The 25145-nt window shown below is 66.0% G+C and carries 15 protein-coding genes and 2 pseudogenes; 10 read left to right on the forward strand and 7 right to left on the reverse strand.

All coding sequences use genetic code 11. From position 1 onward, the window contains the following. Positions 1-214: 214 nt before the first annotated feature. Positions 215-2647, forward strand: a complete 2433-nt coding sequence (locus J4P02_RS02640) for a hypothetical protein (protein WP_426187480.1) — start codon at positions 215-217, stop codon at positions 2645-2647. Positions 2648-2681: 34 nt separating this feature from the next. Here J4P02_RS02640 and J4P02_RS02645 read toward each other — a convergent pair whose 3' ends face one another. Next, positions 2682-4769 carry an EAL domain-containing protein gene (locus J4P02_RS02645; RefSeq protein ID WP_426187482.1) on the reverse strand — a complete coding sequence of 696 codons (2088 nt, stop codon included), beginning with the start codon at positions 4767-4769 and terminating at the stop codon, positions 2682-2684. Between the two features lie 316 nt (positions 4770-5085). On the opposite strand from J4P02_RS02645, the gene J4P02_RS02650 reads away from it, so the two are divergent. The 4 genes from J4P02_RS02650 to J4P02_RS02665 all read left to right on the forward strand — a co-directional run bounded on the left by J4P02_RS02650 (position 5086) and on the right by J4P02_RS02665 (position 10150). Next, positions 5086-5619, forward strand: coding sequence for a sigma-70 family RNA polymerase sigma factor (locus tag J4P02_RS02650; RefSeq protein ID WP_426187484.1), 534 nt, complete (start codon positions 5086-5088; stop codon positions 5617-5619). A gap of 6 nt (positions 5620-5625) precedes the next feature. Further along, positions 5626-6603, forward strand: coding sequence for a FecR domain-containing protein (locus tag J4P02_RS02655; RefSeq protein WP_426187486.1), 978 nt, complete (start codon positions 5626-5628; stop codon positions 6601-6603). 98 nt (positions 6604-6701) lie between these two features. After that, positions 6702-9176, forward strand: coding sequence for a TonB-dependent siderophore receptor (locus J4P02_RS02660; protein WP_426187488.1), 2475 nt, complete (start codon positions 6702-6704; stop codon positions 9174-9176). Between the two features lie 140 nt (positions 9177-9316). After that, positions 9317-10150, forward strand: a complete 834-nt coding sequence (locus J4P02_RS02665) for an AraC family ligand binding domain-containing protein (protein ID WP_426187490.1) — start codon at positions 9317-9319, stop codon at positions 10148-10150. A gap of 12 nt (positions 10151-10162) precedes the next feature. Here J4P02_RS02665 and J4P02_RS02670 read toward each other — a convergent pair whose 3' ends face one another. From J4P02_RS02670 to J4P02_RS02680, 3 genes and pseudogenes are all read right to left on the reverse strand, one after another. After that, positions 10163-10747 carry a LysE family translocator gene (locus J4P02_RS02670; RefSeq protein ID WP_426187492.1) on the reverse strand — a complete coding sequence of 195 codons (585 nt, stop codon included), beginning with the start codon at positions 10745-10747 and terminating at the stop codon, positions 10163-10165. Positions 10748-10838: 91 nt separating this feature from the next. Further along, positions 10839-11816 (reverse strand): methyl-accepting chemotaxis protein, encoded by a 978-nt coding sequence (locus J4P02_RS02675; protein ID WP_426187719.1) that lies wholly within the window; start codon positions 11814-11816, stop codon positions 10839-10841. A 258-nt stretch (positions 11817-12074) separates the two neighbouring features. Further along, positions 12075-12404: pseudogene (locus tag J4P02_RS02680) on the reverse strand (PAS domain-containing protein); the annotation flags it as partial. Between the two features lie 616 nt (positions 12405-13020). On the opposite strand from J4P02_RS02680, the gene dapA reads away from it, so the two are divergent. Next, positions 13021-13881, forward strand: a complete 861-nt coding sequence (dapA, locus tag J4P02_RS02685) for a 4-hydroxy-tetrahydrodipicolinate synthase (RefSeq protein WP_426187494.1) — start codon at positions 13021-13023, stop codon at positions 13879-13881. Positions 13882-14015: 134 nt separating this feature from the next. On the opposite strand, the gene J4P02_RS02690 is transcribed toward dapA, so the two are convergent. Both J4P02_RS02690 and J4P02_RS02695 read right to left on the reverse strand, forming a co-directional pair. After that, positions 14016-14672: a ribonuclease T2 family protein gene (locus J4P02_RS02690; protein ID WP_426187496.1), complete on the reverse strand. Its 657-nt coding sequence runs from the start codon at positions 14670-14672 to the stop codon at positions 14016-14018. Between the two features lie 187 nt (positions 14673-14859). Then, complete coding sequence (locus J4P02_RS02695) at positions 14860-16218, reverse strand: HD domain-containing phosphohydrolase (protein ID WP_426187498.1); 1359 nt, start codon at positions 16216-16218, stop codon at positions 14860-14862. Positions 16219-16415: 197 nt separating this feature from the next. Here J4P02_RS02695 and J4P02_RS02700 point away from each other — a divergent pair, with 197 nt between their 5' ends. Genes J4P02_RS02700 through J4P02_RS02715 form a run of 4 tightly spaced genes read left to right on the forward strand, consistent with a single transcriptional unit; the run spans position 16416 to position 22532 of the window. Beyond that, positions 16416-18341 (forward strand): putative bifunctional diguanylate cyclase/phosphodiesterase, encoded by a 1926-nt coding sequence (locus J4P02_RS02700; protein ID WP_426187500.1) that lies wholly within the window; start codon positions 16416-16418, stop codon positions 18339-18341. Beyond that, positions 18328-19308, forward strand: a complete 981-nt coding sequence (locus J4P02_RS02705; protein ID WP_426187502.1) for a cytochrome-c peroxidase — start codon at positions 18328-18330, stop codon at positions 19306-19308. Before J4P02_RS02700 ends, J4P02_RS02705 begins: the two co-directional genes overlap by 14 nt. Next, a complete protein-coding gene (locus J4P02_RS02710) occupies positions 19305-21110 on the forward strand; it encodes a DAHL domain-containing protein (protein ID WP_426187504.1) in 1806 nt (601 codons plus the stop codon). The genes J4P02_RS02705 and J4P02_RS02710 overlap by 4 nt, the downstream gene beginning before the upstream one ends. Continuing rightward, positions 21111-22532 (forward strand): ATP-binding protein, encoded by a 1422-nt coding sequence (locus J4P02_RS02715; protein ID WP_426187506.1) that lies wholly within the window; start codon positions 21111-21113, stop codon positions 22530-22532. 7 nt (positions 22533-22539) lie between these two features. Here J4P02_RS02715 and J4P02_RS02720 read toward each other — a convergent pair. Beyond that, a pseudogene (locus J4P02_RS02720) lies at positions 22540-25110 on the reverse strand (bifunctional diguanylate cyclase/phosphodiesterase). Positions 25111-25145: the final 35 nt, after the last annotated feature.

The following is a 25145-nucleotide window of genomic DNA, read 5'->3' on the forward strand; positions in this document are numbered from 1 at the left end:
ACTCCGTTCACGGCGTAGTACGCAAGCGTAGTTCAAAATGCCGGCGCCCTCCCGCCCGGGCACAGGCCCGGCGCAGAGCCCCAGGGCCGAACTTGAAGCCCGGGCTCGGCAGGCTGGAGTCGACCCGATCACAACAGCTGCCCGCTGCCTTTTTTCCGCCAGCGGCGTAGATTGGCACCCCCTTGCCTCTGTCTACCTTACAAGGATGTCCCCGGTGTCCACCGCAGCTTCCAGCCCTAACGAAAAAAGCCTGCTGCGCCTGTTGCTGGAGCTGTTCTGGCAGCTGTGCGCACTGCTGCTGCCGATCTTCCTGGTCACCCTGCTGCCGCCCTTCGCGGCACTGCTGGTGTTGCTCGCGTGCGCAGGCTGCATGATCCTCGCGGCCCGCCTGGGCTGGCGTCGCAGCGCCCGTGCCAGCGCGCGGCTGATGACCAGCGCCGGCTTCGGCCTGGGCTTCAGCCTGGGCCGGGCCCTGCCGGCCTACTGGGATATCGCCGCGGCCGGCGCCACGATGTTTGCCGCCATGGCGGCGGTGAGCAGCCTGGAACGGCGCCTCGGCCTGGTAACGCCCACCTCGAGCAGCACCAGCGCCTGGGGTGGCGGCGAACCGCAACAGACTCCGGAGGGTCTGCCGATCCGCGTGTTCAACCACGGCGAGATCGCCATGGGCGGCCCCACCTATTGCGACTACCTGTTGCCCGATGGCGTGCTGCTGCAAGGCCTGGGTTCCTCGGCGCGCTTTTCCGCCGACGGGCGCTATTTCGCCGCACCGCTACCGTCGCGCCAGCGCTGGGGCCTGGCGATTTTCGACCGATCGTTGCGTCGCCTGTACCGCTGCAACCAGGAACAGTTCTGGGAACTGGACGCCTTCAATGGCGACCGCCTCAGCGGCCGTCACAGCCCGCTGCTGGACAACGGCGCCCGGGAAGCCAGCCTGACGGCCCTGCTGGAGCAAGCCGAGGCCATCGACCTGGTGGCGGTGGCCGACCTGTGGCTGGAGCCCGGCGACTGGCAGCAGGAGCTCGAACGCCAGGGCTTTGTCGAACCGTCCCCCGACGGCCAGCACCAACTCCAGGCCCAGCTGGCCCTGCCCGCCAGCCTGCGGGACCTGCCCCAGCCCCTGGACTGCCTGCGCGACGCGCCCTATTGCCTGAGCCTCGACGGCCAGCCTAGCGGCCTGCTGATCCGCGCCCGGGCTTCACGCCTGTGGGCCGCCAACGGCCAGGCCCTGGCCTGCATGGCCAGCCTGGAACAGCAGCCAGAAGCCGTCGGCTGCTGGCTATGGCAGGCCGAGCACGGCTGGCGTCTGTTGCCCGCGCCCTGGGTCGCCAGCCCGACCGAGCCGTCCTTCTACCCCGGCGCGCTGCTCGAACTGGACACTCATCACCTGTACCACGCGGCCTATCTGGACCACCCCGAGCCGGACCACGCCAGCTACGGCTATGGCCTGCAGAGCATTCACAGTGACAGCGAAATCGGCCACGGCCACGACCCCCAGGGCCGCTTGCAGGTGGTGCCGCTGGCCCTGGCCCGCACCCGAGTGCGTCAAGCCCTGGACGGCAGCGGCCAGCGCGGCGCCAGCCAGATCCAATCGGCGCCGCTGCTGGGCGGCCGGCGCGCCCTGTTGACCTGGCTGAAAGACAGCGACCAGGGCCTGGGCGCCTACAGTTGCCGCATTGGCGACTGGCAACTGCCCGGCAGTTGGCAGCTCGATCATCGGGTGTCCGACTGCCAGCGCTACCTGGCCCTGCTGCCCTTTGCCGAAGCACCGGCGGCCTGCGCCGGAGTGGTGGTGGCCGACCTCCAGCGTCAATCCCTGCTGTGCAGCGAGGAACTGCTGGTGGCGCGTTTGCTGGACTTTCGCCAGGGCCGCCTGAGCCTGGCGCTGGTCGCCGGACGCCTGCACCGCGACCTGGCCAGCAGCCCCCTGCAACGCTTCGACCAGCCCGCGCCGGCCGCCAAGCACGCCGCGGCCTTCTGTGCCGAGCACGAGGATTCACGCCTGTACTACCAGCGCTGCACCCTGCAGGTGGGCGAGCAGCAGCTGCAACGCCTGGCCGACTGGCGCCTGGTGGACCGGCCCCAGGTAGCGGTCGCCGAGGGCGATTTCATCCAGTTGGCGCCCACTGGCCGCGACGCCGCCTGGCTGTTCGGCAGCCAGACCGAATACGCCGACAGCTGGCTGCGGGAAACCAGCCCGCGGCTCGGCGGCCACCTGCTGACCGCTTCCGGCTGCGCCCTGGCGGACCTGGCGCCATCCTTGATCTGGAGCAGCAACGCCCGCTACCTGGCCCTGACCCGGCTCAGGCTGGATGTCGAGGACGGCTATCGCGCCTGGCAGCTGCTGGTGCTGGATGTCGAGGAACGCAGCCTACGCATCGCCCCCGACTGGCTGCGCCATCGACCGCTGCTGCAGCGCTTCGACGACCAAGAGCTGGAACTGCGGCTGTTCGAACGGGACTGGGAAGCCCTGGACGACCCCGACCCGGGGCGCCCGTTGCAGTGGCAACTGGCAGCCCTGCTGCGCCTACCCGCCGAGCCCCTGCGCGAGTCCCAGGGCCTCTGGCTGTGCGCCGCCGATTGGCCCCAGGCCGCTGCCTGGCAGGTGCTCAAGCGCCCGGATCACCCGGCCTTTCACCGCCCCTGAGGGGGCGCTAGGTCAGTCCTCGCTGGGCGTCTAGTCATTCCTCGCTGGGCGCTAGGGCATTGCGCGCGAGCTGGCTGACAAACCCGGGGATCTGCTCCCCGGGCAGCGCTTTGCTGTAGTACCAACCCTGGATAGTCAGCTCGGAACTGGACTCAAGAAAATCCAGCTGCTCGCGGGTTTCCACCCCCTCCACCACCACCTTGAGCTTGAGCGTCTCGCAAAACCGCAGCAGACCGTTAAGCACCTGGGCGCCCTTGGGCTCACGCAGGGCAAGAACGAAACTGCGGTCGATCTTGATCCCATCCACCGGAAACTGATGCAGGTAGCTCAGGGCGGAAAAACCGGTGCCGAAATCGTCGATATACAGCCGTGCGCCCAGGGCATGCAGCTTGCCGATCCACTGCTGGGTCAGCAGCGCATCGCCCACCAGGGCATCCTCGGTGATCTCCACCGATACTCGGCCATGGGCCCGGGCAAGAATCTCCAGCAGGCGCCGGCCATGCTCCGCCGAGGCCAGGGTGGCGCTGGAGATATTGATGGTGATGGGCAGTTCGAAGCCGATCCGGCTCCAAGCCTGCTGCTGGCGCACCGCCTGGGTGGCCACCCAGAAGTCCACCTCGGGCATCAGCCCGGCCTGCCCCAGCCACTGCAGCAACTCCCAGGGCGACCGCACCTGGCCGTCACGGTCGCGAGCGCGGATCAGCGCCTCGCAGCCATTGCACAGGCCGCTGTCCTTGACCACCTGAGGCTGGTATTCCAGATGAAAGTCGTACTCGCTCAACTGCTGGATGCGCGCCAATTGCAAAGACTGCTGGGCCGCCTGCTTGTAGGACGCCACCATCGGGTCCAGCTCGAACAGCCGGCCGCGCTCTTCCAGGGCGCGGAAAGTGGTGTCGAAGGTCTTCAGGTAGACCTGGTCGGCACCTTCGCCCTGACGCTGGAGGCTGCGCACGTAGGGGCTGTAGATTAGGGTGCCGACCCCCAGCAGGGCCACTTGCAGCAGCACCGCGCCCCAGTCGCCCTGGGTGCTCAGGTAAGCGTTGAGCAGCACCGGCGAGGTGAAGGGCACGCTGACCAGCGCCGGGCCGACCCAGCCCAGTTGCACCACCAGCAGCGCCAGGCACACGTTGACCATCGGCACCAGCATAAAGGGCACCAGCAAGCGCGGATTGAGGATGATCGGCAGGCCGAACAGCAGCAGTTCGTTGACGTTGAACAGCGACAGCGCCAGGCTCGCCAGCGCCAGCAGGCGCATGGAACGATTGCGCGAAAAACCGAGGATCGCCAGCACCAGCGCCAGGGAACCACCGGAGCCGCCAATAAAGGCGAAGCAGCCCAGCAGGCCGCTATTCAGGGCATGCCGTGCCGGTTGCCCGGCGGCCTGCTCGGCGGCATTCAGCGCCACTGCCTGCTCCATCACGTCCATCAAGGGCTGCATGGCATGGGTGCCATGGATGCCGAAGAACCACAGCAAGGAATTACTCGAAGTGAGCAAGATCGCGTTGAGGTAAGGGTGCTCCAGGCTGTCGATATCCAACGGCCGCTGCACATAGGCAACATCGTGCACCTGCAACAGCAACTGCAGCACCACCACCAGCATCAGCGAGGTCAGCACCCCGGGCAGCACCATATTGATGGTGCCCTTGAGGTTCTGCCCCACCAGGTCCTCGTCCACCAGCCGGGTCCAGCGCCAGCGGTGCAGCCAGGCCATCAGCGGCACATTCAGCAGCGGCGAGGCGATGGCGATAAACAGCACGAAGGTCGCCGCGGCCAGGGGGTAGTCGCGCATCAGGAAGATCGCGATCACCACATGGGACAGGCACAGGAAGGCCACCGGCAACTGCGGCAGGCGGTACTGCAACGCCAGCATGTAGCCGATGGACGCCGCCACCAGCAGGGGAATGATCGAACTGAGGCGGTTATGCAGCCCGGTCAGCAGCTCCACCAGGCTACCGGGTGCGCCAAGGGCCTGGGCACATTGGGCAAGAATCAGCATCACCGCCGACACCAGCAGGCAGGGCAATAGCCAGAGCAGGCCCTCGCGGATCGAACGCAAAGACTCGGCACCCGCCAATAGCGCCAGGCGGTGGGTGAGAAACAGCCTGATCCGTGGGTAGCCCATCAACCTTCCCCTGCGCCACTGCGCGCCGACTTCCTGCAGACGGCCCCGCCCAGACCGGCAGGCAAGCACGCTGCCAGGTATCGCGACGGGAATGCAGGTGAAGATACCACTGAAGAAACCCCGCTCAGCAAGCCCCGAATGCCAGTGTTCCAGGTCTTTTATCCCTTCGGCATTTAGCTTGGCGTACTTGCCGTCAGGCCGGCGGGGGTTGCCAGGGCAGTGATCGCCAATCAATAGCATTTGCACGGGATCGAGGCTTTTTGGTTTAATCGCGATCAATTCCCATTTACAACTCGATCGCCACCGGACCACGCCCTTGCCCTCCACTCCGCCCGCCAGCACCGCCTTGGTCCATGCCCTGTATGACAGCCATCACCGTTGGCTCTACGAGTTGCTGCGGCGGCGCCTGAACCACGCCTGGGATGCCGCGGACCTAGCCCACGAGATCTTCGTCCGGGTGCTCAAGCGTCCGCCGCAGCTCGAGGACGACGTGCAGCAACGTTCCTACCTGGCGACCATTGCCCGGGGCCTGTGCATCGATCACTGGCGTCGCCGCCAGCTGGAACAGGCCTGGCTCCAGGCCCTGGCGGCACGCCCACAAGCCCTGCAGCCCTCCCCCGAACAACGGGCGATCATCGTCGAGACCCTGCACCAGGTGGACGCCATGCTCGGGCGCTTGCCGCAGCGGGTGCGCGAGGCGTTTATCCTGGCGCAGCTGCACGGCCGGCCCTACCAGGCGATTGCCGATGAACTGGGGGTGTCGCTGCGCATGGTGAAGAAATACCTGGCCCAGGCCCTGATGCACTGCGCACTGCTGGAGGCCGAACTCGACGGCCTGCTGATCGAGTAAGCCGCCATGAACCCAGCCCCGGTCAACCGATTGAGCCACGCCAGCCTGCAACAGGCGGCGAACTGGTACGTGCAGCTGCAGGATGCGGCGGTCAGCGACGAGCAGCGCCGGCACTGGCAGGCCTGGATCGACCAGGCCGCGGAACACCGCCAGGCCTGGGGTTATGTGCAGCGGGTCAGCCAGCGCCTGCTGCCCTTGCAGGAAGCCGGCGCCCAGCAAGCCGCCAGCCAGGCCCTGCGGGCCGAGCGACGCAAGCCACTGGCGCGGCGCCAGGTACTCGGCGGCCTGCTGCTGATGGGCCTGGGCTGGGGCACCTGGCGCAATACCGCGCTGCCCCAGGCGCTGGAACGCTGGCGCGCGGACTACGCCACCGGCACCGGGGAAATTCGCGACACCCGGCTCAGCGATGGCACTCACCTCTGGCTCAATGCCCTGACGGCCCTGGATGTGCGCTACAGCGCTCTGCAGCGGCTGTTGTGGCTGCACCAGGGGGAGATCCTGATCGACACCGCCCAGGACCCGCAGCGGCCATTTCGGGTGGCCACCGAACACGGTCGGCTGCAAGCCTTGGGCACCCGTTTCAGCGTGCGCCGCGAGGCCCAGCGCAGCCTGCTGAATGTCTACGCCGGCGCGGTGCAGGTACAAAGCGCCAACGGCGCCCAGGTGCAGGTGGTGCAGGCCGGTCAGCAACTGGCCTTCGACGCCGCCGGGCTGGGCCCGCTGCTGGGCGCCAGCGCCGCCCGTGAAGCCTGGAGCCGTGGCCTGTTGCTGGCCGACAACCTGCCGCTGGCGCAGTTGCTCGAAGAGCTGGGGCGCTATCGCCCGGGGCATCTGGGCTGCGATCCGGCCATTGGCCAACTGCCAGTGATGGGCAGTTTTCCGCTGCACGATTCCGACCAGGCCCTGGCGCTGCTGGAGGCGGCGCTGCCGGTGCGCGTGGAGCGCCTGGCCTCCTGGTGGGTAACCCTGGAGCCCCGGGGCTGACCCGGAGAAAAAATATTCAAGGCCCTGGTTCCCTTTTTTCCTTCTGGTTCGGTTAACCCGGTAACAGCCTTCAGACTACCGACCCACAAGGGAACCCCATGCCATCACCCCGCCGTTCGCGCCTGCCCTTCCATACCCTGCCCCTGTGCACCGCGCTGCTCTGCGGCGCCGCGTCCTGGGCCGATGCCGCACCAGCGGCCGCCGACAGCCAGAGCGAAGCCCTGCGCCGCCCCTACAGCATCGGCCCCGGGCCGCTGGTCACGGTGCTCAATCGCTTCGCCGAGCAGAGCGCGGTATTTATCGCCGGGCACAATGACCTGGCGGCGGGCAAGCAAAGCCCCGGCCTGAACGGTCGCTACAGCGTCGCCGAGGCCCTGCAACGGCTACTGGCCGACTCCGGCCTGCAGGCCCAGGCGGTGAACGGCGGCTATGTGCTCAAGGCGCTACCCGCCACCAACGGTCCGTTGCAGTTGAGCACCACCCAGGTTTCCGCCCAGGGCCTGGGCGCCATCACCGAGGACAGCCACAGCTACACCACCGGCGCCAGCGCCTCGGCCACCGGCCTCAACCTGTCGCTGCGGGAAACCCCGCAAACGGTCACGGTGATCACCCGCCAGCAGATGGACGACCAGGGCGCCACCAGCATCGCCGACACCCTGCGCCGGGCCCCCGGGGTCAGCGTGCAGAACTACGACAGCGAGCGCTGGGAGTTCTCCAGCCGCGGCATGCCCATCACCAATTTCCAGTACGACGGGGTCAATGCCACCTACGACGGGGTCTACGACTACGGCACCACCAGCACCGACATGGCGACCTTCGACCGGGTGGAAATCATCAAGGGCGCCACCGGCCTGATGACCGGCTCCGGCGACCCTTCGGCCACCGTCAACCTGATCCGCAAGCGGCCGACCAAGGCCTTCAAGGCCTCGGTCACCGGCACTGTCGGCTCCTGGGACAACTACCGCAGCGAAGGGGATATTTCCGGCCCGCTGACCGACACCGGCAACCTGCGCGGGCGCTTTGTCGGGGTCTACCAGGACCGCAGCTCGAACCTGGATCACTACCAGAACACCAAGGACATCGCCTATGGCGTGCTCGAGGCCGACCTGACCCCGGACACCCTGCTGACCATCGGCCTCGACCAGCAGAACACCCGCTCCCGGGGCGCCACCTGGACCGGTTTCCCGATGTACTTCAGCAACGGCTCGCGCACCCACTTCTCCCGCTCGTTCAACCCGGCCACCGACTGGAGCCGCCGCGACTTCAGCAACCAGACCCTGTTCACCTCCCTGGAACAGCAACTGACCAACGACTGGACCCTGAAGGTCAGCTACGACCACCTGCGCCGCCAGCACGACACCCTGCTGGGCTCGGCCAGCGGCGGCAACCCGGACCAGGCCAGCGGCAACGGCATGTTCATGTACATGGGCAAGTTCAAGGGCGAGCAGCGCCAGGACAACCTCGACATCAACTTGCATGGGCCCTTCAGCCTGTTCGGCCGCGAGCATGAGCTGATCGCCGGCTTCATGCTGATGAACGCCAAGCAGGACATCCCGGTGCACGGTTCGGTGTACCCACCGGTGGGCGGCAGCATCTACGACTGGCGCGGCGAGTTCGCCAAGCCGGACATCCCCAAGATCGGCGACAACGACATCCTCCAGCGCCAGACCGGCGCCTACCTGGCCACCCGGCTCAAGCCCACTGACGACCTGGCGCTGATCCTCGGCACCCGGGTCAGCGACTTCAAGGGCATCGACAACACCCGCTACTTCGACCCCAGCCGCGCCGACGCCCGCCAGCGCTACCAGCAGACCGGCGTGGTCACCCCCTATGCCGGGCTGATCTATGACCTGGATGACACCTACTCGGTCTACACCAGCTACACCAGCATCTATCAGCCGCAGATGAGCAAGGACGTCAGCGGCAAGCTGCTGGACCCGGTGGAAGGCGACAGCTACGAGGCCGGGATCAAGGCCGAGTACCTGGACGGCCGGGTCAATGCCAGCTTCGCGGTGTTCCATGTGCAGCAGGACAACGTTGCGCAACTGGTGGACGGCTGGGGCATCGATGCCGTCTACCGTCCCACCAAGGGCGCCACCACCAAGGGCTTCGAGATGGAGGTGGCCGGCGAGCTGCTGGACGGCTGGAACCTCTCCGCCGGCTACAGCTACAACCACACCCGCGACGCCAATCACCAACGGGTCTTCGGCTCGGTGCTACAAACCACCCAACCGCAGCAGGTGGCCCGGCTGTTCAGCACCTACCGCCTGCCCGGCGCCTGGGAACGCCTGACCCTGGGCGGCGGGGTCAACTGGCAGAGCCAGTTCCTCGGCAAGGTCTACCAGCCCGACCCGAACGATGCGCTGAATGGCGGGCATGACTCGCGCATCGCCCAGGACGGCTACTTCCTGGTGGATGCCATGGCCCGCTACCAGTTCAACTCGCACCTGAGCTCCACCCTCAACGTGAAGAACCTGTTCGACAAGAAGTACTACACCGGCATCGGCAACTTCGGCACCGGTTTCTACGGCGAACCCCGCAGCCTGCAACTGGCCACCCGCTGGGACTTCTGAAGCGCCGGCCGGTGGCCGATCTGCGGCGCACCGGCAACCGCCCGGCTTGACTACGCTTGAGCAAGCGTGATCAAGCCGCGCCTTCGACGGCTAGAACTAATACACTCGCCGGCAGTTCCCCCAGCGATGGAAAGCCCAGCATGAAACCCGCTCCCGATCAGGCCCCGCAGTTCTGGCGCGACCCGGCCCTGCCCTTTATCGAAGCCCGCGCCATCGCCGACGGGCGCCTGGTTTGCTACAACCGCCACGCCCACCAGCAGTTTTCCATCGGCAGCATTACCGCCGGGCACAGCACCTACCTCAGCGGGCACACTCAGTGCCGGGTCAGCGCCGGCACCCTGGTGCTGATGAACCCCGGCGTGGTGCATGCCTGCAACCCCATCGACAATCAGCCCTGGTCGTATCGCATGCTGTATGTCGACACGCCCTGGCTCACCGCCTTGCAGCACGAGCTGGGCTTCAGCCCGCAACTGGATTTTCGCCCCTTTGCCGAAACCCACAGCCGCGACCCGCAGCTGTTCACCGAGCTGCAGCAGCTGTACCAGGCCCTGGTGAACCCGGAGAACGACACCCTGCACAAGCACAGTGCGGTGGTGGCCTTCTTCAGCGAGCTGCAACAGCGCCTCAACCCTGCGCCGAGCAGCCCGCGCTACAGCAATCACAAGCTGGAGCGGGCCGCGCACTTTATCCGCCAGCACTGCACCGAGCCCCTGGACCTGGCGCAGATCTGCCAGGCCGCGCAGCTGTCGGCGTCCTACCTGATTCGCGCTTTCAAGCAGCAGTACGGCCTGGCGCCCCACGCCTACCTGGTGAACCAGCGGGTGCAGTACGCCCAGGCCCGCCTGCGCCAGGGCGCGGCCATCGCCGAGGTGGCGCAAGCCGCGGGTTTCGCTGACCAGGCGCACCTGCAGCGGGTGTTCAAGCAACACCTGGCGGCCACCCCGGGGCAATACCAGGGGCCGGCGTTGGCCTGAACAGCATGCCGCTCACAGCAACAGGTAGGCGGCACTGGCCGCCAGCAGTGCGGCCATACTGCGATTGAAGCGGCGCAGGCCCGCGGGGTTGTCCAGGTAATGCCGCAGAAAGCTCCCGGCGTAGGCCCAGCAGGCAATCGACAGGTAGCAGATCACCCCGTACACCGCCGCGAACAACCACACCAGGCGCACCTCGCCATCGGCGGCAAAGGCCCCCATGCCGGCCACGCAGGCCAGCCAGGCCTTGGGGTTGAGCCACTGCATCAACGCGCCATACCAGGCCGAGGGCGCACGCACCCGGGTCTCGCCGGCCAGTTGCCCATCGTCGCAGGCCAGCTTCCAGGCCATGTACAACAGGAAGGCCACGCCGAACAGGCGGATGCCCTGGGTCAGCAGCGGCCACTGGCGTAGCAGCTCATGCAGGCCCAGGCCCGTGAGCACCAGCAGCAGGGTGAAGCCTAGGGTGGCCCCGGTGACGTGCCGCAGGCTGGCGCGCAAGCCGAAGCGCGCCCCCGCTCCCAGGGCCAGGATATTCACCGGCCCCGGGGTAATGGACGCGGCCAGGGCAAAGGCCGCCATGGAAAGTACCAGGCTCATAGGCTCATCTCTCGGTTGTGGATCGAATCGATCGCACAACAGGGTATGTAGCGCCCCGCCTGGGGTATTGAACAAAACTACCCTGCCGCGCTTAGCCGTTGAACCTGATCACCAGAGCATTGAGCTCGTGGGCGGTGACGGCCAGGTCGCCCCCGACGCTGGAGGAATGCACGGCGATCTCCGCGTTCTGGTCCGAAACCTGGGCGATGCGGGTGATCTGCGCGGAAATCTCCTCGGCCACCTGGGCCTGCTGCTCCGAAGCGGTGGCCATCTGCTGGCTCATCTGCTGGATGCGCTCCATCGCGCTGTTGATCCCGTCCAGGGCCTGCTGGGTGCTGATCACCTGGCTCACCCCCGAGCGCGCCTCGACACTGCCCTGGTGCGCCACCTGCACCGCCTGGCTGGCCACGTCCTGCAAGCTCTGGATGATGCGCTGGATGCTCATGGTCGACTCCTGGGTCTTGGAGGCCAGGGCCCGCACCTCATCGGCCACCACCGCAAAGCCCCGCCCCTGCTCGCCGGCCCGGGCGGCTTCGATGGCAGCGTTCAGCGCCAGCAGATTGGTCTGCTCGGCGATCGAGCGAATCATGTTGGCCGCCTGCTGGATGGACTGGGTCTCCTCGGCCAGACCCTGCACCGAGCGGCTGACGGCATCCACGGTGTCTGCCAGCTTCTCGATCATCAGGCGGGTGTTGCGCACTTCCTCGGAGCCGACCCGGGTCAGGTCGTTGACCTGGTCGGCGGCGCTGGCGGTGTCGTGGATATGCACTGACACCTGGGCGATGGACGCGGCCATCTGGTTCATCGCAGTGGCCGCCTGATCGGCCTCGTCGCGCTGCTGGCCCAGGGCCGATTCGGCTCGGCGCGACAGCTCCTGGCTGGTGGAGGCCAGGGCCGCGGCCTGGTTGGCGTAGTCCCCCAGGCGGCTCAGGGCGGTGCGGATTTTCGCCGACTCACTGATCAGGATCATCTGCAGGCGCGCCACCGGCCCCCGCTCGTCGGTGTAGGTGCGGGCGATCAGCTCGCTGTCGAAACTGCCCAGGGACACCTCGCCGATCCGCCGCAACATCTGCCGGGTGCGGTAGCTGGCATAGCCTTGCTGGGCGAAACAGGCTAGCGCCAAGGCCAGCAGCGCCGCCCAGGTGCCCCCCAGCCAATAGGCACCCAGGGTGGTGCCCAGGGCCAGCAGCGGTGCCAGGAGAAAATCCCCGACCCGCGCCGCCCTGTGGCCCCAGGGCAGTGCCTGCTGCTTGCCGCGCAGGCGCTGATAAAGGGCATCGGCGCGCTCCACCTGGCGACGCTCGGGCTTGACCCGTACCGACTCATAACCGGCGATCACGCCCTTGCTGAAGATCGGCGTGACATAGGCGTTGACCCAATAGTGATCGCCGTTCTGGCAGCGGTTCTTGACGATGCCCATCCAGCTCTTGCCGTCCTTGAGGTAGGACCACATATGGGCGAACACCGCCTCGGGCATGTCCGGGTGGCGCACGATGTTGTGTGGGCTGCCGATCAGCTGCTCCCGGGAAAAGCCGCTGACCGCGGCAAATTCATCATTGCAGTAGGTGATCTTGCCGTGGGTATCGGTGGCCGAGATCAACCGTTGCTCGCCAGGAAACACCCGCTCACTCTGAGTCACCGGGAGATTGTTTTTCATCGGAAAAACCTCGCAGGAAAGTAGATAAGTGTCTGTCTTGCCCAAACAGCAACTTGCGCATCCTGCGATTTCCCGAAGACTGCTTCTGCCTGCCTGCAGAACTTTCCTGGACCTCTTGGGCCATGGCCACCCGAGGTCCAACCGCTTCGAGTCTAGATTCGGCCAGGCACAACGCAGGGAAAGATTGCCCCGGCAACTGCCGTGCAAGGGCCTAGAACGAGAAAACCTGACCTGGATCAACCCTTAGCCAGGCAAGCATGTCCATGCTCGCGCAGTTTCAGAGGGGTGCATGGCCATACCGCACACCGATTGCCAAACCGGGGGCATTGACAAAGCCCGGGTCAACTTTTAAAACTGAGCGCCTGATTTTTCGAGCTTGCAGCGACCATGTCCAACGCCATCACCTTGCGCTTCCCTGTCATTGGCCTTACGGCCAAGGCCGAAGTGCGTGTGGCCTGCAGCTCCAAATCGAAGAAACAGTCGCTCATGTGACCGGGGCGCTGTGTCCCGTCAGATGAGCTGACAGGACACCAAGCGCTACGGATCTCCCCCCTTGCTTACTGCCCTTCTACTCTTCTGACGACGACCCGACGGTCAACTATCAGGAGAGTTAGGCATGTCATCGTTTCAAGGTATCTGGGTCCCCATCGTCACCCCCTTCGCCGACGGCGCCATCGATTTCGAAGCCCTGCAGCGGCTCTGCAAGCACCTGCTGCACAGCGGGGTGCGCGGGCTGGTGGTGTGCGGCACCACCGGCGAGGCTGCGGCGCTGGATCAGGATGAACAGCTGGCGGTGCTCGACGCAGTGCTGCAAGTGGTCCCCGGCGAGCGGGTGATCATGGGCCTGGCGGGTAACCACCTGAAGTCGCTGCTGGCGCGTCAACAGGCCATATTGCAACGCCCGGTGGCGGCCCTGCTGGTACCGGCGCCCTACTACATCCGGCCGTCCCAGGCGGCCCTGGAAAGCTTCTTCCATACGGTCGCCGAGGCCTCCAGCGTGCCGCTGATCGTCTACGACATTCCCTACCGCACCGGGGTGACCCTGGACACCGCCACCCTGCTCAATATCGTCCGTCACCCGCGCATTGCCGCAGTCAAGGATTGCGGCGGCAGCCTGGACAAGACCCTGGCGCTATTGGCCAGCGGTGCGGTGGAAGTGTTGTGCGGCGAGGATCTGCAACTGTTCAACGCCCTGTGCCTGGGCGCCTCGGGGGCCATTGCGGCCGCGGCGCATATCCAGCCGCAGTTGTATGTGCAACTGCTGCAGCAGGTGGGCGACCAGCAGTTACTGGCAGCCCGGGCCACCTTCATGCAGCTGGCGCCGCTGATCCAGGCGCTGTTTGCCGAACCCAACCCGGCGCCGGTCAAGGCCCTGCTGGCCCAGCAGGGGTTTATCGGGCCGGAGTTGCGCGAACCGATGCAGCCCTGCAGCGCCGCCACCGCCGAGCGTTTGCGCCTGCTGCTGGGCAACCTGTAGCCGTTGCCCAACCCCCTTCTGTAGGAGCTGGCCGGGCGGCGTTCCGCTTGCCAGCGAAGGCGTCTGCACGGCCGCTACAAGGCTGGCGGGCCCTTTCGCCGGCAAGCCGGCTCCTACGCGGGGCAATGGCGGGCTCAGCGGATTGGCGGTACGCGGATCTGTCCGGCGCGGCACTGGGTTTTCACCCCTTTGCCGCAAGCGCCGAATTCCAGGTCCTTGTCCAGGCACACCCGCACTTCGGAAAGCTCGGGTCCGCTGCACAGAATGGCGATGCCGTTGTCGGCCATCCCCGGGTTGCTCTGGCGGAACTGCCGGGCAATTTCCGTCGCCTCGAAGTAGCGCACCGCAGTCGAAGGCTGCAAGGCCTCGGGCACCTGCACCTTGGCCAGCGCCCGGTCCGCCGCCTCCAGGTAGCCCATGCCGCCCAGGCCACTGCAGGTGCCGTGCTTGCTCCACTCGTGGTTCATCAGCTTGGCCGTGGGGAACAGAGTCAGGCCCTTGGCCCGTTCTGCCTCGGTCAGGGGCGTGAGCGGTGGGCAGGATTGCGGCCAGCCGCCCTTGGCGTATTGCGGCCAAAGGCCGTGCAGGACAAAACCATAGCCCTTGCCCGAGCACTGTTCGTTGTCCGGGTGCATCAGGCAAAAAGTCGGCGACCAGGACAGGGTCAGCAGGTAATAGTCGAAGACCCCGGCCACCGAGTCCCGCTGTTGCTTGGGCTGGCGCGCGTCACTGACACCCACCAGGCCCAGGGTCAGCACCAGGGCGGTGAACAGGGTAAAGATTTTTTTCATCACAACCTCTCCTTGGGAAATCCATAGGCTCCACCCTGGCTGGTGAAGCGCAATTGCAGGCAACCAGGCTTTCATGGCATGGGGAGATTGCGTGAACATGACAGCCCTGGCCCCGGGTCCCATGAAAACCGGCCAGGCATTCTGCCTGCGACGCAGACAAAACACCTCCTGAAAACACCGGTGCCGGCTAGCCACCCTCCCGAGTTTGCGGATTGGCAGGTTCCGGCACGCTGACAAAGACGCTGTACTTGGCCCCTTCCATCGCCTCGAAGGCAATCAGCTTCTGCACCAGCAGCTCGCTCAAGACCTTGCCGGCGTTGAGCAGCAACATGCCATTGTCGGCATTGAGGTTTCGCCGCAGCACCATGCCGGCGTGCAGTTCACGGGTGCCGAGCATCTGCACTGTCGGGTCTTCCAGGGTCACGTCGCTCAAATAGTCGGCGCAGACCCGGATAAAGGGTTCCACCAGCTCCGGGTCATAGAGGCGCCCTGCGTACTTGCGGATAAACAGCAAGGCCTCGTCGCTGTTGAGGTGACGCTCCAGTACCAGCCCGCACTGCAGCTCGATGAAATCCACCGCCAGCTTGAGCAGGCGCGACCCCCAGGGAATCGCCTCGCCCTTGAGCCGCTGGGGAAAACCACTGCCGTCCCAGCGTTCCTGGTGATGGAGGATCAGCCGCGCTGCGTCCTGCATGGGCTCCAGGGCCAGGAGCACCGATTCGCTCTGCTCGGGATAGGACCGGTAGCGGGCCTGCTCGGTATGGCGCAACAGGTCCGCCGGAGCCATCAGCATGGCATCGCTCCAGCTCAGCTTGCCGATGTTGTACAGCGCCGCGGCCATGGCCAGGTCGCGACTTTCGGCTTCGTCCAGGTTATGGCTCTTGCAGTAGGCACGCACCAGCTCGATCAGCTTGCGGTTGGTCTGCTTGTTCGCCGGCAGGCGCAGGTTGGCCAGCAGCGAGAACACTTCGGTGGCGGTCACGTAGCTGTGCTTGAGCTCCTCGTAGGCCAGGTCGAGCATGTCGGCGGTCTGTTGCAGCTCCGCGGTGCGCGCGGCCACGCGCTTTTCCAGGTTGGCGTTGCTGGCCTTGAGTTCGCTGTTGTGTTCCAGCACCCGTTGCTGCAGGCGCTTGAGCTCGCGCTCGGCCTGCTGGAGGGCCAGGGCCTGGCGCAGGATCAGCAACAACTCTTCGTCATTCCAGGGTTTGCTCAGGTACTGGTGGATCTGCCCGTCGTTGACCGCCTTGACGATGGTGTCGAGGTCGGCGTAGCCCGTCAGCAGGATGCGCCGGGTGGCCGGGTACAGCTGGCGCACCCGGGCCAGCAAGGCGGCGCCGTCCATGCCCGGCATGCGCGCATCGCTCAGCACCAGGTCCACCGGGCGCTCGGCAAGAATCTCCAGGGCCCGGGCGCCGCTCTCGGCCAGCAGCACCTCGTAGGGCTCGCTGCGCAACAGGCGGCGCAGGCTGCTGAGAATCGAGGCCTCGTCATCCACCAGCAACAGGCTCGGGCGCTGAACCGGCTCAGCAGGTTGCAGTTGTTCCATATCACCTCTCCCTGTGCTGGATCGCGTTCGCCGCCGCCCCTTTTCCAACACCGACAACGGCACAATTGCCAAGACAATCCTAGTCAGGTTTGGCGTTTTTTCCCGGGGCCGATGAGATGAAAAAACCCCTCGCGAACGCCGCTCCAGTAACTATGCTGACAACGTTGAACTTGGGCTCTGAGCGCTAGGGAAAGCCAATGGACGCTGACTGCGACGCACAGCAAAGATTGCCGGACGCTTCGGGCCCGCTGTCCGCGCCGGTCAACCGACGGGTGCTGATCGTGGATGACAGCCCCTCGATCCACGAGGACTTCCACAAGATTCTTGGCCCCCGCCCCGAACAGGATCTGGATCGCGCCGAAGCCCGTTTGTTCGGCAGCCCACTGGCCCAAGCGCCGCAGGTCTTCAGCCTGGATTCGGCCTTCCAGGGCCGCGAGGCCCTGAGCAAGGTCAAGGCGGCCCGAGAATCTGGCCAGCCCTATGCCCTGGCCTTTATCGACATGCGCATGCCTCCGGGCTGGGATGGCCTGGAAACCATCGAACGCCTGTGGCAGGCCGACCCAGACCTGCAGATTGCCCTGTGCACCGCCTATTCCGATTACTCCTTCGAGGAAATGTCCGAACGCCTGGCCTTCGACGACCAGTTGCTGATTCTCAAGAAACCCTTCGACAGCCTGGAGATCCGCCAGATGGCCAGCGCCCTGACCTGGAAATGGCAGTTGTCCAAGGACGCGCGGCAGAAACTCGACGACCTGCAACGCAGCGTCGAAGAACGGGTGGAGGAATTGCTCAAGGTCTCGCACATGCTGCACTACGACGTGCTCACCGGCCTGCCGTCCAGCACCCTGCTCGGCGATCGCCTGGGCCAGGCCATGGCCCGGGCCCGACGCTACAGCCAGCGCCTGGCGGTGATGTTCCTTGGGCTCGACCGTTTCAAGCGAATCAACAATGCCCTGGGTTACCCGGCAGGCGACGAGTTGCTGCAGCGCACTGCGCATGGCCTGCAGCATGCCATGCGTGAGTCGGACTCGGTGTTCCGCTACGGCTCCGATGAATTCGTGGTGCTGCTGCACGACCAGCGAACGCCGCTGCAAGTGCGGGCGCTGGCGGAGAAACTGCTGGCCACGGTGGGCCAGCCTCATGAGATCGCCGGGCACAACCTGCGGGTCAGTGCGAGCCTGGGGGCCAGCCTTTATCCCGAGGATGGCCAGGACCCCCTGGTACTGGTCAAGAAGGCCGAGATGGCCATGCGCAACAGCAAGGAGCAGGCCCCGGGCAGCTACGGTTTCTTCACCGAGGACATGACCCATCGCGCCCGCGAGCAACAGCAACTGGAGTCGGGTATTCGCCGTGCCCTGGAGCGCGAGGAGTTCTGCCTGCACTATCAACCCAAGATTCACCTGGCCTCCGGCAAGGTGGTGGGCGCCGAGGCGCTGATTCGCTGGTACAGCCCGCAACAGGGCTGGATCAGCCCCGCCCAGTTCATTCCGGTGGCCGAGGACAGCGGCCTGATCAACCGGGTCAGCCAGTGGGTAATGGGTGAAGCCACGCGCCAGGCCCATGCCTGGCAACAGGCCGGGCTGCCGGCCATTCGCCTGTCGCTGAATCTATCGGCCAGCGATTTCCGCCAGCCGCAGTTGCTCCAGCAACTGCAGGCGGCACTGCTGGCCAGCGGCATGGACCCCAGGCTGCTGGAGCTGGAAATCACCGAAGGGGTGCTGATGCAGAACCCCGACAGCACCCTGGATACCCTGCAAGCCATCAAGGCTTTGGGGGTGCGCTTGGCCGTCGATGATTTCGGTACCGGCTATTCAAGCCTGAGCTACCTGCGCAAGTTTCCCGTGGACGTGCTGAAAATCGATCAGTCCTTCGTCTACGGCCTGAGCCACAACCACAAGGACGCGGTCCTGGTCAGCGCCATCATCAACCTGGGGCGCAGCCTGGAGTTGAACGTGATCGCCGAAGGCGTGGAAACCCTGGAGCAACTGACCTTCCTGCGCCAGCAGGGCTGCGAGGAAGGCCAGGGCTATTACTTCAGCAAGGCCCTGCCTGCGGCCGACTTCGCCCGGTTGTTGCAGTCTTCGGGCCCATTTGCCCAAGGAGCGCCCCATGAGCACGGCTGACCAGCACCATCGCCCGCGCCCCTGGCTCACGGTGCTGGCAACCCTGCTGCTGTACACCACTGTGGCCTGGGCCGCGCCCCTTGACGAACCGCTCAAGCCCCTGCCCCCGCCACCGGAGCTGGACCCGCAACGGGTGGAGCTGGGGCGCCAGCTGTTCAACGAGCCACGGCTGTCCGTGGATGGCAGCCGCTCCTGCGCCAGCTGCCATCAACTGTCCCAGGGCGGCGCCGACGGCTTGCCCAGGTCATTGGGGATCAAGGGGCAGACCACCAAGGTCAATGCACCCAGCGTGTTCAACGCCGCGCTGAACTTTCGCCAGTTCTGGGACGGCCGCGCCGAGAGCCTGGAAGCGCAAATCGACGATGTGCTGCAAAGCCCGATCGAAATGGGCAACACCTGGCCCAACCTGCTGCAGACCCTGGGCAACGACCCGCAATACCGCCAGTCCTTCACCCGCCTGTACCCGGACGGGCTCACCGCGGCCAATGTGCAAAATGCCCTGGCCACCTACGAAAGGACCCTGCTCAGCGGCAACTCGCGGTTCGACCAGTACCTGCAGGGCAACACCGAAATCCTCGAGATCGAGGAAAAGTACGGCTACCAGCGCTTCAAGGACTACGGCTGCATCGCCTGCCACCAAGGGGTGAATATCGGCGGCAACATGTTCCAGAAGTTCGGCGTGATGGGCGATTACTTCGCCGCCCGGGGCAACCCAAGCGAGGCCGACCAGGGGCGGTTCCTGATCACCGGCGACGAACAGGACCGCAATGTGTTCAAGGTCCCCAGCCTGCGTAACGTGGCGGTTACCGCGCCCTACTTCCACGACGGCTCGGCACAGACCCTGGAACAGGCGGTGGAGGTGATGTTCAAGTACCAGCTGGGGCGCCCGCCCAACCCCGAGGACACCAGCCTGATCGTCAAGTTTCTCAAGACCCTCACCGGCCAGTGGCAAGGCAAGCCGCTATGAAGCTGTCGCGCCGCGTGCCCAACCTGCTGCTGGCCCTGCTGACCCTGGGCATGGTCATGGCCCTGGCGTTTATCTACCTGAAGACGGTGATCGACCAGACCTCGAACTACGCCCTGTCCCGGGACCTGGTGGGGCATATCAAGCAACTCAACGCCCAGTGGGAAACCGAGGTGCTCAAGGCGCGCATCGCCATCACCCACAACTACGACCCGCTGGTGGCCCCGGTGCAGCAGATCAATCAACTCTGGAGCCGCCTGGAGCAGATCTCGCAGCAGGGCCACAGCGACCCGACGGCCTGGCACGCCAGCCGCCAGGCGTTCCTCGCCGCCTTCGAGGAAAAGGCCGGGCTGGTGGAGCGCTTCAAGTCGCACAACTCGGTGTTGCGCAATTCCCTGGCCTTCCTGCCCACCGCCGAGGACGACATCCAGCGCCGCCTGGCCGACCTCGATGACAGCGAGCGCCTGGCCCAGCAGAACATTGCCATCGATACCTACGACCTGCTGCTCAGCAGCCTGGAGTTCGCCCAGGTGTCCAGCGACGACAAGGCCGCGGACATCCTGGTGGGCCTGAACAAGCTGGCGGTCAACAAGGAACGCCTGCCCGCGGCCATGCACGAGCCGGTGGATATCCTCAGCAACCATGTGGCGGTGATCCTGCGCGAGCAGCCGGTGGTCAACGAGTTGCTGGAGCGCATCACCTCGATCCCGGTGGCCGAACGCCTGGACGACATCACCGCCCTGCTCAACCGCGATCAGTTGCAGGCCGACCTGCGGGACCACAGGTCGCACCAGTACCTGCTGCTGTTCTCCGCCTTGCTGGTGCTGCTGATCCTCTACCTGGCGCTGCGCCTGGTGCGCAGCTACGGAGTGATCCGCCGGGTCAACACCGACCTGCAAGGCGCCAACGAACACCTGGAGCAGCGGGTCGAGGAACGCACCCGCGAGCTCAAGGAAGCCCAGAGCGAGCTGCTGGACACCGCGCGCCAGGCCGGCATGGCGGAAATCGCCACCAATGTCCTGCACAACGTCGGCAACGTGCTCAACAGCGTGAACATCTCCAGCGAGATCCTCAGCCGCACCCTGCGTTCGAGCAAGGCCCAGGGCCTGGGCAAGGCGATGCAACTGGTCAACCAGCACCAGCACGACCTGGGGCGCTTCTTCAGCGAGGACGAGAAAGGCCAGCTGCTGCCTGGCTACCTCAACCAGCTGGTGGAGGCCATCGCCACGGAACAGCAAGGCATGGCCGAGGAGCTGGCGCAACTGGGCCGCAGCGTCGATCACATCAAGGAAATCGTCGCCACCCAGCAGTCCTACGCCGGGGCTTCGCGCCTGATCGAACCGCTGCAGGTCGCCGACCTGATGGACGATGCCCTGCGCATGAACTCCGGCGCCCTGGCCCGGCACCAGGTCACGGTGGTCAGTGACTACAGCCAGGTGCCGCCGATCATGGGCGACAAGCACCGCCTGTTGCTGATCCTGATCAACCTGATCAGCAACGCCAAGTACGCCATGTCCGACCTCGCCGAGCAGTTGCGGGTGCTGACCCTCAGCGCCCAAGTGGTGGATGGCCAAACCCTGCGCATCAGCGTCCGCGACCAGGGCGAAGGCATCGCCGCCGAGAACCTGGAGCGGATCTTCAGCCACGGGTTCACCACTCGCAAGGACGGTCACGGCTTCGGCCTGCACAGCTGCGCCCTGGCGGCCGTCGAGATGGACGGCCGCCTCAGCGTGCACAGCGATGGGCCCGGGCTGGGCGCCACCTTCACCCTGGACGTTCCACTGATCAGTGCCGAGGGCCAATAGATGGACGTGTTGCGCAACCGCCGCATCCTGCTGATCGACGACACCCCGTCGATCCATGAAGACTTTCGCAAGATCCTCACCCCGCCGCCGGCCGAGGACGGTGCCCTGGACGGCCTCGAGGCCCTGTTGTTCGGGGCCGCGCCCAAGCCCATGCAACAGGCCTTCGAGCTGGATTCGGCCTACGGCGGCCAGGAAGGCCTGGCCAAGCTCTGCCAGGCCCTGGAACAGGACCGTCCCTATGCCCTGGCCTTCGTCGATATGCGCATGCCCCAGGGCTGGGACGGGGTGCAGACCATCGAACACCTGTGGCAGGCCGACCAGCGCCTGCAAGTGGTGGTGTGCACCGCCTACTCCGACTACTCCTGGGAGGAGTTGCTCGAACGCCTGCAGGGCCACGACCGGTTGCTGATCCTGAAGAAGCCCTTCGACAATATCGAGGTGCAACAGATGGCCAGTACCTTGACCAGCAAATGGCAGATGACCGCCCGCGCCGAACTGCAAATGCATCACCTGGAGCAGTTGGTGGAGCAGCGCACCAGCGACCTGCAACGCACCAGCAGCGCCCTGCGCCAGGAGATCGACGAACGCAAGCAGCTGGAGATCCAGCTGGTGCAATCGGAGAAACTGGCGTCCCTGGGCCAGCTGGCGGCCGGGGTCGCCCACGAGATCAACAACCCCATCGGCTTCGTCTCCTCCAACCTCGGCAGCCTGGCCGGCTACCTGGGCCAGCTCGAGCAGATGCTCGGCGCCTATCGCCAAAGCGAGGAAGCCATCGCCGCGCCGGAAATCCGCAAGCGCCTGCAAAGCCTGCGGGAAAGCATCGACCTGGAGTTCCTCCGTGAAGACATGCCGCTGCTGATCAAGGAGTCCAAGGAGGGCATCGGCCGGGTGGAACAGATCGTCAAGGACCTGAAGAACTTCTCCCGGGTCGACAGCGACCAGCAGTGGCAGCTGGCCAACCTGCACCAGGGCATCGATTCGACCCTGAACATCGTCGCCAACGAAATCAAGTACAAGGCCGATGTGATCAAGCACTACCAGGAGCTACCGGAGATCGAGTGCCTGCCCTCGCAGCTCAACCAGGTGGTGATGAACCTGGTGGTCAATGCCGCCCAGGCCATGGGTGAGGAGCGCGGCACCATCACCCTGAGCACCGGGGTCGAGGGCGAACAGGTGTGGCTGGAGGTCAGCGACAGCGGTTGCGGCATCGACCCGCAGCACCTGCAGAAGATCTTCGACCCCTTCTTCACCACCAAGCCGGTGGGCCAGGGCACAGGGCTGGGGCTGTCGCTGTCCTATGGCATCGTCAAGAAGCACGGCGGGCAGATCAGCGTGCGCAGCCAACCGGGCAGCGGCACCACCTTTCGCCTGGAGTTGCCGATCCGCCAGCGCCGCGAGCCAGTGCCCGACACCGCGGCTTGAGACGGTTTCAGGTAATCGACGGTGAGGAATCCGCGTGCTGGCGGCACAGCTGCAACAAGGCCTCGGCGTCCAGCGGCGGCCCCAGGTAAAAGCCCTGCACCTCGTCGCAGTGCATCTCGCGCAGCGCCTGCAGTTGCTGCGGCGTCTCCACGCCTTCGGCGACCACCCGCAATGACAGGGCGTGCCCCAGATCGACGATGGCCTCCACCAGCGATCGGCCGACTTGGTCGCGCTGCAGCCCGGCGACGAAACTGCCGTGGATCTTCAGGCCGTCCAGGGGGAAGGAGCGCAGGTGCTGCAGCGCCGAGTAGCCGGTGCCGAAATCGTCCAGCAGCAGGCGCACCCCCAGAGCCTTGAGCCCCTGCATGATCGCCAGCACCGGACGGGTGTCATCGAGTAGCACCTTGTCGGTGATTTCCAGTTCCAGCCGCGCGGGCTCCAGGCCGCTCTGATCCAGGGTCGCCGCGACCCTGGCCAGCAACTGCCCGCGCTGGAATTCCACGGGCGACAGGTTGACCGCCACCGGCAGGCGCTCCGGCCAGGCGCGCGCGGCATGGCAGGCCGCATGCAGCACCCAGTTGCTCAGCGCCAGGATCAGCCCGGTGTCCTCGGCCAGCGGGATAAAGTCCTCCGGGCCCAGGAGCCCGCGGCGCGGATGCTCCCAGCGCACCAGGGCCTCGGCCGCCATGAGTTGGCCGTCACCGAGCCGATAGCGTGGCTGGAACTGCAACAGCAACTGGTCCTGCTCGATGGCGTGCCGCAGGTCCTGCTCCAGGCGCCGGCGCTCGATGATCCGTACATTCATGTCGGCGGCATAGAAACGCCAGGTGCTGCGCCCCGCCGCCTTGGCCTCGTACAGGGCGATATCGGCAAAGCGCAGCAGCTCTTCGGCCAGGCTGGCATCGGTCGGGGCCCGGGCGATGCCGATGCTGGCACTGATAAACACCTCCTGCCCGGCGATGTAGAACGGCTCCTCGATCTGTTCGATCAGGCGCCGGCACAGGCCTTCGATCTCCGCCTGGCTGACCTGCCCCGGCACCACCAGGACAAATTCGTCGCCGCCAACCCGGGCCACCAGGTCTTCGCTGCGCAGGCACTGGGACAGGCGCTGGGAAACCTCATGCAGCACTTGATCGCCCGCGGCGTGGCCCAGCAGGTCATTCACCGGTTTGAAGCGATCCAGATCGACGCTGAGCATCAGCAGGGGTTCCTGCAAGGTTGGCAGGGCCAGCAACTTGCCCTCGAGAAATTCCTGCATGCGCGTGCGGTTGGCCAGCCCGGTCAGGGCGTCGTGCTGCGACAGGTACTCGACCCGACGGCGGGCCGCGACTTCCTCGGTGATGTCGCTAGCGGTGCCGCGATAGCCCCCGCCCGTCAGCACCCGCACCGACAGCCGACAGACCCGCGGCTGCTGCCGGCCGTCCAGGTAGCGGCAATGCACAATGCCCTGCTGGCGCCGCTCCGGCGCGGCCAGCCAATGGCGCAACGAGCCTTGCTCGGCGCTCAGCAACTCGTCCAGCGGCCGCCCCAGGGCCGTCTCGCGGGCCAGCCCGGTGACCGCTTCGAAACGCTCGGAGAGGTAGATGAAGCACAGGTGTGAGTCGACTTCCTAGATCCAGTCGGAGGCGGCTTCGGCGACATCGCGAAAGCGCTCCTCGCTGTTGACCAGGGCCCAGCGACTGGCGCGCAGGGCCTGCACCTGTTGGTCCATGATCCGCGCCGCTGATGCCGCCCGGCGCAGCAGGACGCCGGCCATCAGCCCCACCAGCAGGCCCGCCAGCAACAGCAGCGGCATCACCAGCAGCAGCAACTGGTGCCCCGGGCGCGCCGGTTGCCATTGCAGGGTGCCGGCGCCATCGGGCAAGGCCAGGGTCGGCAGCGCGTCCCTGGGCTTGGCCGCAGCCACTTGCAACTGCTCGATGCCCAACCCCTGGCCCAGGGCCAGCAGGCGCGGCGGATCGAGCCGGGCAACGAAGATCAGCACCGACTGCGGCCCGCTGTCGGGGCGCACCTGCGGGTCGTTGCCCGGGCTCAGCACATCGGCCACCACCAGCGCCGGGGTGTCGCCAATCGCCAGGTAGTGACCCAGGGCCTTGCCGCCGCCCGCCTCGCGCGTGGCAGCCACCAGCGGCGCCAGTTGCGGCCCGAGCCAGTCCCGGGCATCGATCGAGCTCAAGCGCCCTGCCACCAGGGCATAGCGGGTGCGGCCGGCCCCATCGATTACGAACACCCCGTCGAAACCCAGCTCCTGATACAGGGTGGGGCCGAAGTTCTGCCGGGTGAAGGCCCAGTCCAGGTCGACCTGCAGGTGCAGGTGCTGATAGGCGTCGCCCCACAGGGCGTAGTCCTTGAGGGTGGTGCGGGCGCTGCTGTCGAAGGCCTGCAGGGCCCTGTCGAGATCCAGGCGGTTGTGCTGCTCGGCGTCATGGTTCTGCTCGAGGGCGATGTACACCAGCAGCACCCCGGTGAACAGGAACAGCGCCAGCAATAGCCCCGAACAGCCCAGCAAGGTGGCCCGGGTCAGCGCCTGGTTGGAGGTGCCGTGCCTCCGAGAAGGATCAAGACCGAGGTTTTCCATAGTGCTCCAGGCGCCATAGCGATAAACCGAGCGGT

This window comes from Pseudomonas sp. NFXW11 (assembly GCF_049887815.1).
GTDB lineage: Bacteria > Pseudomonadota > Gammaproteobacteria > Pseudomonadales > Pseudomonadaceae > Aquipseudomonas.